Source organism: Cyclobacterium salsum, from assembly GCF_010119245.1.
GTDB lineage: Bacteria > Bacteroidota > Bacteroidia > Cytophagales > Cyclobacteriaceae > Cyclobacterium > Cyclobacterium salsum.
Window position 1 is genome coordinate 107,925 of sequence record NZ_WNKG01000008.1, and the last position, 12,300, is coordinate 120,224.

The window sequence follows — 12,300 nt, forward strand, 5'->3', positions numbered from 1 at the left end:
TCCAGATGTATGGGCCTGGCAATTACGAAACTTAGGACCTAATACGGGTTTAACCTTCTGGAAATGCCTCGTTTCTCACCTGAACCTCCATTTGCTCCAATGCTTTTTTTAGTTTCAGCCAGGTTTTGGTTTTTAGGGTGCTGGCAGCGTAAATATTTGTTAGATAATCTTCTGTGATCAACCTCATGCGATAGGGACCTTTGCCACCGCTTTCGAATATAATCTCCTTTATGTCACTAAAGTTATACACATGCTTTTTCCAGAAAAAAAAGTGGTTTTGAACGATAAAATAGTCGTTTGACAAGCCAAAATAAACATTAGCGTAAAACCACCTAATAACAACAAAAGATAATCCCCAACTTCAAAATCCGGTGTTCCCCATTTTCCATAGAAATCCAGGATCACATAAATCCCAAATCCGCCCATTAGTAAAAGCATCAGGACCAGTAAAAAATAAAATCGAAAGAAATGCCTTTTGGTTGTAAAATGCTCCATTTAGAAGATAAGATAAATCCCCCTTAAACTAATGGATTATTTCATAAAAAACCAACGGTGTAAGTGAAAAAAGAAATAAACAGCTATCGTCATGTTTGAAAAGAACTTCAACTTTTGTAGCAAACGCACTCCAAAGCAACTTGGCTTTTGCCCGTGAGCGAACAAAACTGTCCGCAAAGCGGAAGGTTTTTCCATAAAATAACCTATTATTTAGCCAATTGTCCCCATTTTGAATTGGCACTAATATAGAACTACCTGAAATGGTGTTGAACATTTCTCATCCGACTAATCCACCAAAGGCAAAGACCATGATAAAACATTACTTCAAATTATTTCTCCGAACCTTCAGGAAAAAGCCCACCTATACCCTTATCAATATTTTCGGATTAGCGGTGGGCATGGCCTCCAGTATATTGATCTTTCTGTTTGTGCAACATGAATTCAGCTATGACACTTATCATGAAAAGTCGGATCGCATCTTTCGGGTATCGAGGGCTTGGTATAATCAGGACGGGGCGATAAGCCTGCACCTGGGCCATGCGGCTCCCCCTTTTGCTCCACTGCTTAAATCTGATTTTGAGGAGCAGATAGTGGAAGCTGTCAGGGTAATGAATACTACGGTAATCATGCGTGATGAAGACAAGGTGTTTAAAGAAGAGCGCTTCTTTTTTGCCGATCCTGAGCTGTTTGAGGTTTTTACATGGAAGTTGCTGGAAGGCAATCCAGCTGATGCCCTTTCATTTCCAGATGGTTTGGTGATCAGTGCGTCCATGGCAAAAAAATACTTTGGAGACGAGGATCCTATGGGTAGAGCCCTTGAATTAAGGATCGGGTCCGAAATATACAATGGTCAAGTCCGGGGGGTCATGGAGGATATCCCCGACAATTCCCATTTCCAGGCTGATTTTTTTGCTTCCATGGAGCCTGTGGTTGATTTCTATGGTGGGTATGAGGCCATGATGGCCAATTTTGGAAGCAATAATTTCGCAACCTATCTACTACTCAAGGAAGGTGTGGATCCTGATGAAATAGGTGGACAATTACCTGACTTTATCGATCGCCACATTGCTGCCAGCGGCCAGGGAATACCCGCCTCCAAAGGTACCCAACTCTTTTTGTGGCCATTGACGGATATCCATCTGTATTCCAACCTCGACTCTGAGTTGGAACCCAATAGCAACATTGAGTATGTATACATATACGGAGCCATCGCACTTTTTATTCTATTGATTGCTTGTATCAATTTTATGAACCTGGCCACTGCCCGTTCTGCCAAAAGAGCAATGGAAGTAGGTCTTAGGAAAGTGATGGGAGCAGACCGACAACTTTTGGTTAAGCAGTTTATGGGAGAAACCATTTTTATGACGGTGGCGGCACTGCTCATCGCCCTGCTGCTTGCCTGGTTTGCATTGCCCTATTTCACTAATTTCACCGGAAAGGATTTGAGCCTAAACCTGATCGATCATCCCGAATACCTGGCAGGTTTTGTGGGAATGGTGATCTTGGTTGGTTTGATCGCCGGAAGCTACCCATCCCTGTTTCTTTCCGGATTTCAGCCTGCGAGCATATTAAAAGGGACCTATAAAATCGGATCCATTCATGAAAAACTTAGGTCATTTTTGGTAGTAGGCCAATTTGCAATATCCATTGGATTGATTGTGGCCGTATTGGTCGTAATCAATCAGTTGGATTTCATGAAAAACAAAGACCTGGGGTTTGAAAAAGAGGAAATCGCCATACTACCTGCTTTTGAGGAATTTTCCAGTAATATCTCCTTCTTGAGAGACAGGTGGATGCAGCATCCCGGAATTGAAGATGTGGCCCTCGCAAGCAGGATACCATCAGGGAGGCTTTTGGACTCCCAGGGAACCCAGGCAGAACTGGATGGTAAATTGACTGCTATCAATACCCGAATAGCCGATGTACATATCAGCCATTCGTTTTTCCAAGCATTTGGCATGGAGATCATCGAAGGTAGGGATTTTGACAAACTACTTGCGAGTGATTCCAGTGAATCTTTCATTCTCAATGAATCGGCAGTAAGGGCGATAGGTTGGGCTTCACCAGAAGCCGCCATCGACAAGCCATTTATTTATGGCAACAGAAGAGGACAAGTCGTAGGAGTGGTGAAGGATTTTCATTTTGAATCGCTTCACCAACCCATCAGTCCGATGGTATTTATGATACCAGATACCCGAATCAACGAGGTGGCCATTAAGCTAAGCCCAACAGACAGGGAAGTGGCATTGGCTTACCTACGTGATGAATGGTTGGCCACGCGCCCCGACTATCCCTTAGAGATTTCTTACGTGGCAGATAAATTTGACGAGCAATATGAAGCAGAAGAGAAAGTGGGTGCAGTCTTTGGTTTTTTCGCTGGTTTAGCGATACTTATTTCTGTTTTGGGACTGTTTGGCCTTTCTGCATATGCTACAGAACAAAGACTCAAGGAAATTGGGATAAGAAAGGTGCTGGGGGCAAGCAGCTTGAATATCGTTTCTCTTTTGGGAAAGGACTTTTTGAAATTGGTGATTATTGGATTTATTATCGCAGTTCCTTTAGCATGGATGGGTATGAGTAAGTGGTTGGAAAATTTCGCGTACAGTATAACCGTTTCCTGGATGATCATTGCTATTTCAGGTTGCCTGGCAGTATTGATTGCTGCTGCCACAGTTAGTTCCCAGTCTTACCGGGCGGCTTTGGTCAATCCTGTGGAGACGTTTAAGAAAGAGTAATTGGCTATTACCTACTAAATCCCATAAAAATGAGGCTGTTTTTCCAATTCAATTTTACTCGGAAATGATACTCCCATTTTCTCTAAATTGTAGACCAGAAATCGATTATGCTTAAAAATTACTTTAAGATCGCCTACCGAAGCCTGTTACGACATAAAACCTTTTCTGCCATCAACCTGGTAGGACTATCCATAGGGATTGCGGCCTGTTTGATTTGCCTTTTATTTGTGAAAAATGAATGGGGCTACGACCGTTTTCATAAAAAAGCAGACCGGATTTTCAGGGTTGTTTTTCAGGGCACTATACAAGGGGAAGTCCTCAAAGAAGCCCATGTGATGCCTCCTGTGGCCGAAGTATTGCAAGCGGATTACCCGGAGGTCCTGGCCGCTACCCGAATCCGGTTGATGGGTTCACCTACGATCACCGTGGGTGAAAACCAATTCCGAAATCACCAGGCGGCATTTGTGGATGCCAATTTTTTTGAGGTTTTCACCTTTCCGCTATTGAAAGGGCATCCCGAAAAGGTATTGAGCGAACCCAACAGTCTGGTAATCTCCCAATCCAAAGCCGAAGCGTATTTTGGGAGTCAGGATCCCCTGGGAAAAGTCATCTGGACGAATGATGGGAAGGAAGGCTTCACCGTTACCGGGGTGATGGCGGACATGCCCCGGCAATCTCATTTCCGGTTTGATCTGCTGGTATCCATGTCTACCTTTACGGAAGGCGGCAACCCTTCCTTTATGGTTTCTGAATTCTATACCTACCTGGTTTTACCGGAACAGTATGATTACAGGAAATTGGAAGCCAAGATGCCCCAGGTGACCGAAAAATACATTGGCCCCCAGCTTCAAACCGGGATGGGTATTAGCCTGGAAGCATTTCAAGCCGCAGGTAACCGAATTGGCCTTTACCTACAACCGCTAACCGACATCCACCTGCACTCCGATCTGATGGGTGAATTAGGCCCGGGTGGAGATATCCGGTATGTGTATATTTTTACTGCCATAGCCCTTTTTATGCTGCTCATCGCCTGTATCAATTTCATCAATCTGTCTACGGCTAGTGGCAGTCGAAGGGCCAGAGAGGTCGGGGTCCGCAAGGTATTGGGTGCTGCTCAACGTCAATTGAGGGGGCAGTTCCTGGCAGAATCCATCCTGCTCAGCGGCTTCGCACTTTTGCTGGCACTTGTGCTCGTAAAAGTGACCTTACCGTTCTTAAACGACTTCTCTGCAGATCAATTTGGCTTTTCATTAACCCATAACTATTGGCTACTACCTGCCCTTCTTTTAATTGGATTAGGGGTGGGGGTATTGGCAGGAGCGTATCCGGCCTTCTTTCTGTCTTCCTTTAATACCGTTAGCGTACTAAAGGGAGCACCCACGGGCCACCCTGGCAAAAGTAGGCTGAGTTTAAGAAGTGCACTGGTGGTCTTCCAGTTTTCTATCTCCATCATATTGATTATGGGATCCATGGTCGTCTACCGCCAACTGAGTTTTATCCAAAACAAAGACCTGGGATATGAAAAAGAGCAGGTCTTGATTCTTCCAGATGTTGGCTACCTGGGAAATAATGCGGAAACCTTCCGGCAACAACTGCTTCAGGATGAAAGGGTAACCCATGTGAGTACTTCCGGCTACCTGCCTGCCGGCCCCAGCTATAACAACAATTATTTTGTTTTTCCCGAAGACGACCCTTCCCTACAGATCAAAACCCTTCGATATGAGGTAGACGAGGAGTACCATCCCACACTGGGTTTGGAATTGCTGGCCGGTAGGAATTTTTCCGAAGAATATGGTTCGGATGATGCGGCAATGCTGATCAACGAAGCAGCGGCCAGAGCCCTGGGTTGGGAAAAAGAGGTACTTGATAAGCGGCTATTCCATGCCAATAATGAGGGAGAAAGAAAGGTTTACCAGGTAATTGGCGTGGTTAAGGATTTTCATTTCAGATCCATGCACGAGCGCATTGCTCCCTTGGTGATGACCTTGGGAAGCGGCAAGGGAGCCGTGATCGCAAAAATAAAACCCGACCGGGTAGCAGGGCTTTTGCAGTCCATAAAGAATAATTGGGCATCTATGGCAGTGGACGAGCCCTTTTCGTACAGCTTTCTGGATGACAGGTTTTACCAGACCTATGCTCCGGAGAGGAGAATGGGGAAAGTGATCCTTATTTTTTCCGGGCTAACCGTATTAATTGCCTGTATGGGCTTGTTTGGGCTGGCCACCTTTACTACCAAACAACGAACCAAAGAGATTGGCATCCGAAAGGTACTGGGAGCGGAGATTGGAGGGATCGTGCTGATGCTCTCCGGAGATTTTCTCAAACTGGTGGGAATCGCAGCCATCTGTGCGTTCCCCCTTTCGGCCTGGATCATGGGAGGCTGGTTGGAAGGTTTCGCTTACCGGATTGCCATTGGACCTTGGACCTACCTGGGGGCAGGCATGATCGCCGCAACCGTGGCTTTTCTCACTACAGGTTACCTTGCCTTACAAGCGGCGAGGACTAATCCGGTGGCTAACCTCAGAAACGAATGAATGAATGGGTAGGTTGAGATTCCGTATCCGTCGGTATGTGTTTTTTTGTGTGCAGGCTATATGGGCAGGCTAATTGACTGAATTTGGTTAATTGATTTGGCCTTTGGAATATTCAACTCCTCCGGAGTTGGGGAAACCTCAACCCTAACTCAACCCCGCCTTGCCAGGCGGGGCCAATTATATTCAGCCCCTACCGGGGCTGCCATTAAGATTTCAATTATCATAACGATTATAGGGTTCGAATACACAAGCCCGAATGGGCTTGACTTAAGTTTGGCTAATTGCGTGTATAAAACAGATTAGATAGAGCATGTATGGGGTTATTTTTTGTACTTCGTTGTTTATTCTCCATTGTAACGAAGTCGGAGAAATTGATTTGGACTGAATCCGTCCAGTTAATTGTTCTGAACTGATTGATAAGATCCTGGGTTGTTGTTCTCTGGTTTTTCTTTTTTGTGTACCATTTCGGCCGCGGGAGATCTTTGATTTCAGCTTTTGAGGCTGAGAGCAGTAACATGGCGTTTACCGCTGTGATAAACTGTGGCACTTTACTGCAGGGTATTTCTTTTCTCACCTGTGCCTGACCACATCCCATAAGTGTCTTCTGGTCCCGAAAGTTGACCTCTATTCCCCAACGCCAAAGGTACGCCTGGAGGAGTTTTTCCAGAGAAAGCTCTGTGCTGGTACATATTAGATAGGCCGGATTTCTGTAAAGCATTCTTGATTTTTTTGTCAACCTATATCCAACGGGTCTTACTACTACAAGTCTGAGGTTGAGCGGACCAGATTTTCTCCATCTTACCGTTTCCACTGTCTTGACATTGAAGGTATGGACTTTTCCGGCAGCCCAGGCTTTCACTTCTTTCCATTCGTATTCTTGTGACTGACGAATCTGTTCCGGGGTGGGAAGTTCCCTTCCGTAGACTCGTTTTCTTCCTTTTTCGTTGGTTTCGCTACAATCTGGCAATTCAAATAACCGGCAGTCTTTGCGAATCCTTCCGATAAGGGTAACATTCTTATCAAGTTTTTTGAGTACAGCCTCATTGGTATAGCTCCCATCCACGCTCACCACCAGCCTTTTATCACTGTGCCCGTCCAGGTCAAGTCCTTTTCTCAAAGCAGATATCCTTTGGGCTCCGACCACGCTCAGCTTTGTCTTTTTCTGAGTCTCCCTATAATGTTCATAATCCTGCTCTGTAGCGTCTTTTTTGGGCTTTTTTACAGAAGGACAGTGGTGAAGGTCAACGGGTACAGTAGTGGCCTGAATATTTTCCATTTTCGAACATAAGGAAAGGGAGGTCTGCATAAAGCGCTGTCCCCAAACCAAATTGGTTTGAAATGGAGGTCCCAGTGGATCTCTCATCCATTTAGCCCCATCCACTTTCTTTCCTGTTTTCCTCAGAAGCGTATCATCCATGTGCGCATAAATCTCCCTTTCGTCTGCCGAGATGGCATCCGCAAGGTTCTTTCTGACCACAGAAAACAAGGTGTCGGTATTCATTCTTTCCCCATGAAACAAACGGTAAGCGGCCGACCAGTCCTTAAATTGTTGGCCGGTAGCGGCAATCATGCCTGAAACGGTACTCCTGCCCACACACCCCAAAAACCCCTCTGCAAGCACAAAGGCCCTTTTCCAGGTCCGGGGTTGCCTGAAAGCACCCTTACAGTCAGAGAAGACAGAACCGAATACCTCTTTTAGGTTTTGGGAGGCAGTTTTTTTTTAAGGCTTTCAACTGCCTTATCACTGCGCTGGAGAACGAGCCGCTGATGGTCATCGATGATCCACTCAACCACTTCTCCCTGTTGAAACTCAATTGCCTGGGCCACGGCAGCCGGAAAATTGACATACCATTGTTCACTTTTAGCCCTTTTGATGATCTGAATTTTGGTAGGATACCCCATATCTAGTCATTTAACTAGATATAAAAGTCAACATAAAAGGCCATAATTCCAAATTATGACCCTTTTTTATTCAATATCTAGTAAATAGCCAAAGTCGAGACAAGCCCGAATGGGCTTGAACATCAATAGCCATGGGTGCCAACCCGTGGCCAAAAAAACGCAATACACCCGGAACCCCGGTAGGGGTTCAATATGGACGTGCATCATAATGCTATAAAAATTGGCTAATTTGATTGAGATTTTTTATATATTGTTATAACGATTTTCCATAAAACCCTATATCCTATGTCGTCTTATATTCAATCAATTCATCATATCATATTTACTCCTTATAAAAGACAACCAATACTTACAAAAGAAAAAAGACCTGAATTGTTTAAATATGTAACTGGCATTCTCAAAGAAAAAAAATGTCACCTTTACCAAATTAATGGTGTCGAAGATCATATTCACATATTGACACATATTCATCCTACAGTCGCACTTTCCAACTTGGTAAAGGATATAAAAATAGCTTCAGGAAAAATGATCAAAAAAGAAGGACTGTTTAAAAAATTTCAGGGATGGCAGAATGGATATGGAGGCTTTACACATTCTTTCAAGGAAAAAGAAAGATTGGTATTATATATCATCAAACAGGAAGAACACCATAAAAAGGTTTCTTTTCTTGAAGAGTTCATTCGTATCCTGGAAGAGAACGGAGTTGAATACGACCCAAAATATTTGGATTGATGTGTTTTTTCCTATACCATTTATTTTTTAAATTGATATCCCTTAGCCAAGAAAAGATTGATTTCGTAATTTGATAAATCAATTATTGAAGCTTCATTTCTGTCGAGCACCCAAGCCCGAATGGGCTTGAATATTACTAGCTTTGAGTGCCGACCCATGTGACAAAATAACGCCCTACACCCGGAACTCCGGCCGGGTTCAATATAAAAGCGCACCTTAAACCCAGGACCGCAAAAAAACGAAATCCGTACTTATAAACTTGGACCAAGCCCACAGGAATGGATGCGATCAAAAAAGAATTTAAACTCTTCATCCCTAACACAATCACGGATCATATTCAACTCCTCCAGAGTTGGGGAACCTCAACACTACCCTCACCCCGCCTTGCCAGGCGAGGCGAGTCCAATGATTTTCAGCCCCTACCGGGGCTGCCATTACGAATTTCAATTTTCATAACGATTAATGTGTTCGAATACAAAAGCCCGAATGGGCTTGAATATTACTAGCCATGGGTGCCGACCCGTGGTCAAAAAAACGCAATACATCCGGAACTCCGACAGGGGTTCAACATAGGCATGCCACCAAGCCCCATGGACAGGTAAAATGGGGAAAACAACCTTAAAAGTGGAGCGGTGGGTAATAAATTTTACGTAATCAGGATTGCAAATCCTAACTATCTGAGGTTCGGAATTGCAAATTCCGAACAGCACGTACATTTCGGCCGAACGGAGTCGATGCCCAGCCAGCACAATCCAAACAAGCCATTATACCATCAAGTAAGTACACCATTAACAAAATCAGCACATCGATTCATCAGCAAATCAACCAATCGAATCATCAGACCATTCTATCATTCAGCCATCGAGATGCCATATTATATCCGCAAATTATTATACGGAACAGTTTTTGCACTAATTCAATAAAAAAAATAAAAAGAAATGGATAACAGGGAAAAATTAGAGAAAATGGATCGGGCTTTGAGGATGTTGGAAGACCTTAAGAATAGCCAGGTTGCCATGGTAGAAAAGTCGTCCAAACTGCAGATGGATGCGATGGAATTCAATTTCTCGGAAATGGAAAAAAATATGGGAAATTTATTCTCCACATTTAATGAGTCTCTGGACATAATTAATACGGAGTTGGAGCGCTTTGAAATCAAACGAAATCAATTCGAAATGAAACACGGATTGGATAAGGAGGAAGGCTTAGATTCCTAAGTTCCCAACTAAGAATAAATAGAAGCTTGGTGAAAAATGGCTGATAGGTCGACCTTAAGACATCCTACCCCTTGCCCTTACATAATTGTTTTCATGCAAGTGAATGGATGTCAAATCCGGATTGGGTTAATTGTTTAATTTTTTAGGCCTTTGGCATTTAGCCATCAGCAATTGGCTTATATACTTTTTCCATTTTAGTCGATAGTCGGATTGGTCTATAGGTTTGTTGGCTAGGTTTCCTATGAAAATTTCACTTACCAAAGCAGGGTTGCAAACCCTGTTTATCTGAGGTTCGGAATTGCAAATCCCGAACAGCACGAAAAAATATACGATCGCAGGATTGCAAATCCTGCTTATCCAAACTCGGCATTTCAAATTCCGAACAGCACGTTCGCCTGGGCCGGGCAGACTCGAAGCCCAGGCATCACAATCCAATCATACCATCATACCATCGCATATTCCTACCATCAAATTGTTCGCCAGCGAACAAAGGTGTTCGGGTAAAGCAATGTTAGATCCGTCAAAAAACCCCCTAATCATTCATTTTAGGCTTCTTTTTTATGGCACGGAAGTAGAAATAACTACTGACATCGGGTGAGTACCCTGGACATCAAAGCAAATTCATGATACAGTTAAAAGAAATCGACAAATTTATAGAATCCAGGTTCCAGCGGATCTTTATATTAAAGGGCATTCACCTTCAAATAAACCAGGGGGAATTCATCACCTTAATGGGGCCTTCAGGGGTAGGAAAGTCCACCTTGCTAAACATTATCGGTCTTCTGGACGAAGAATACGAGGGGGCCTATTTTTTTGATGGCACGGCCATCGCTTCCATGAGAGACAAGCAGCGGACTGCGCTTCATAAATCCGAATTTGGATATATTTTCCAGGCCTATCACCTGATAGATGAGCTAACGGTGTATGAAAATATCGAAACACCATTGCTCTATCGAAACGTTTCCTCTTCGGAAAGGAAGGGAATCGTGGCGGGTCTTTTAGACCGTTTCAATATGGTAGCGAAAAAGGACCTCTTTCCGGAACAGTTGTCCGGTGGCCAGCAGCAGTTGGTAGGTGTTGCAAGGGCCATTGCTGGTAAACCCCGGGTGTTATTGGCAGACGAACCAACCGGGAACCTCCATTCGGCTCAGGCAAGAGAAATCATGGAAGTGTTCAGGGAACTTAACCAGGAAGGCACTACCATCATCCAGGCTACCCATGCCAGGGAAAATGCGGATTACGGAAACCGCTTAATCGAAATGTTAGACGGGAAAATTGCTCATGATATCAAACTTTAATATGAAAAATTGGACGCTCCTCACGCTTTTTTTACTTGCGGGGACAAAAGCAGTTCTCGCCCAGGATACCATCCCCATTACTTTTGACGAAGCAATAGCCATAGGATTGGAGCAGAACCTGGAATATGCAACTCAAAAAAACCAACAAAAAGTGCTCGCCATGTCCAGGGTAAATGCCCGTTTACGCCACCTGCCATCGGTGAATATCAATACGAATCTCAATCGACAAGTCGGGCAACAGTTTCAACAGGTGGAGGGGCAGCTAATTGTCACCAACCAGATCAATGACATCCTATCTTCCGGTCTCAATGCCAGAATTCCCGTTTTCCATGGTTTTCAGCGCCTACATGAAACCAAGGCGGCCGGTTTCTTTGAAGCGGCCGGTGAAAAGGCCCTGGCCCGGGCAAAAGAAGAACTAAGCTTTACCATTGCCCAGCAATACCTTCAGGTGTTATTGGATGAACAGCTACACGCCATTGCTACTGAAAACCTGGAAAATCAAAAAAGTCAATTGGCTCAAATCGAAGGCTTTGTTGAAGCCGGACTGCGAACCCTATCCGATCAGTACAATCAACAGTCTGAAGTCGCCAGATTGGAAACGGTGGCATTGAATGCCAAAATCCAATGGGAAACGGACTTGTGGGCCCTGGCCGAAACCCTACAATTCGAATCGAACCGTTTACCGTTGCCTGCCCCGGTACCTCTTAGCCAAAACAACAGCGAGTGGTTAGAGATGGAGCCGCAGGAAGTGTATGAACAAGCCCTACAGTACCGCAGTGATCTGAAAGAACAGCAACTTCTGGAACAGGGCAACCAGCGTTTGCTGCTCGCTGCCAAGGGCACCATGTATCCGCAGCTGTCTGCCTTTTTTAACTACAACACTTTTTTCACTTCTTTGGACGAACGAACCATTGGCGATCAGTTACTAATGGTCTATCCGCAACGAATCTTTGGTTTTTCACTGAGCATCCCGGTCTTTAATAATTTTGACAATAAAACGGCTGTAACCCGTGCGCGGGTGAATAGGATAAACCAGCAATTGGAAAATACGGCACTGGAAAGGAAAATTTTTCAGGAAGTGAAACTAGCCCTGGAAAATTTCAAGGCGGCCATTCAAACCAGGACCTCCACCGAAATGCAGCTTAAAGCAGCTCAGGAAGCGCAGAAAGCGATATCAGAACGATTTAGACTCGGGGTAAGTAATTTTGTGGACCTTGCTCAGGCAAACGAACAATTAGTTACCGCCCAATCAGATCATGTACAGGCAGCCTATACCCTGTTTTTCCAGAAAATAATACTGAAGTATGCCTTAGGCTTGTTGGCAGAGGACCTGCAATCCTAGCGTTGGACGAGATGGATTTGATTCTGTTCAGCCAAGAGCATGAAT

General features: G+C 44.4%; 8 protein-coding genes and 1 pseudogene. 6 read left to right on the plus strand and 3 right to left on the minus strand.

What is annotated here, in order from left to right; all coding sequences use genetic code 11:
• Positions 1–49 precede the first annotated feature (49 nt).
• Positions 50–304, minus strand: a complete 255-nt coding sequence (locus GJS45_RS15315; RefSeq protein WP_162342740.1) for a hypothetical protein — start codon at positions 302–304, stop codon at positions 50–52.
• Positions 305–803: 499 nt separating this feature from the next.
• Here GJS45_RS15315 and GJS45_RS15320 point away from each other — a divergent pair, with 499 nt between their 5' ends.
• Together GJS45_RS15320 and GJS45_RS15325 are read left to right on the plus strand one after the other, a co-directional pair.
• Positions 804–3,230: an ABC transporter permease gene (locus GJS45_RS15320; RefSeq protein ID WP_162342741.1), complete on the plus strand. Its 2,427-nt coding sequence runs from the start codon at positions 804–806 to the stop codon at positions 3,228–3,230.
• Positions 3,231–3,337: 107 nt separating this feature from the next.
• Complete coding sequence (locus GJS45_RS15325) at positions 3,338–5,764, plus strand: ABC transporter permease (RefSeq protein WP_162342742.1); 2,427 nt, start codon at positions 3,338–3,340, stop codon at positions 5,762–5,764.
• Positions 5,765–6,041: 277 nt separating this feature from the next.
• Here GJS45_RS15325 and GJS45_RS15330 read toward each other — a convergent pair.
• Positions 6,042–7,436: pseudogene (locus tag GJS45_RS15330) on the minus strand (IS701 family transposase); the annotation flags it as partial.
• A 23-nt stretch (positions 7,437–7,459) separates the two neighbouring features.
• On the minus strand, positions 7,460–7,666 hold the full coding sequence (locus tag GJS45_RS15335; protein ID WP_162342743.1) for a hypothetical protein: 207 nt from the start codon (positions 7,664–7,666) through the stop codon (positions 7,460–7,462).
• A gap of 285 nt (positions 7,667–7,951) precedes the next feature.
• Here GJS45_RS15335 and tnpA point away from each other — a divergent pair, with 285 nt between their 5' ends.
• From tnpA to GJS45_RS15355, 4 genes are all read left to right on the plus strand, one after another.
• A complete protein-coding gene (gene tnpA, locus GJS45_RS15340) occupies positions 7,952–8,398 on the plus strand; it encodes an IS200/IS605 family transposase (RefSeq protein WP_162342744.1) in 447 nt (148 codons plus the stop codon).
• A 938-nt stretch (positions 8,399–9,336) separates the two neighbouring features.
• Positions 9,337–9,615 carry a hypothetical protein gene (locus GJS45_RS15345; protein WP_162342745.1) on the plus strand — a complete coding sequence of 93 codons (279 nt, stop codon included), beginning with the start codon at positions 9,337–9,339 and terminating at the stop codon, positions 9,613–9,615.
• Between the two features lie 623 nt (positions 9,616–10,238).
• Positions 10,239–10,913 (plus strand): ABC transporter ATP-binding protein, encoded by a 675-nt coding sequence (locus tag GJS45_RS15350; protein ID WP_162342746.1) that lies wholly within the window; start codon positions 10,239–10,241, stop codon positions 10,911–10,913.
• Position 10,914: 1 nt separating this feature from the next.
• Entirely contained in the window at positions 10,915–12,255 is a 1,341-nt protein-coding gene (locus GJS45_RS15355; RefSeq protein ID WP_162342747.1) for a TolC family protein, read from the plus strand.
• The last annotated feature ends 45 nt before the right edge of the window (positions 12,256–12,300 follow it).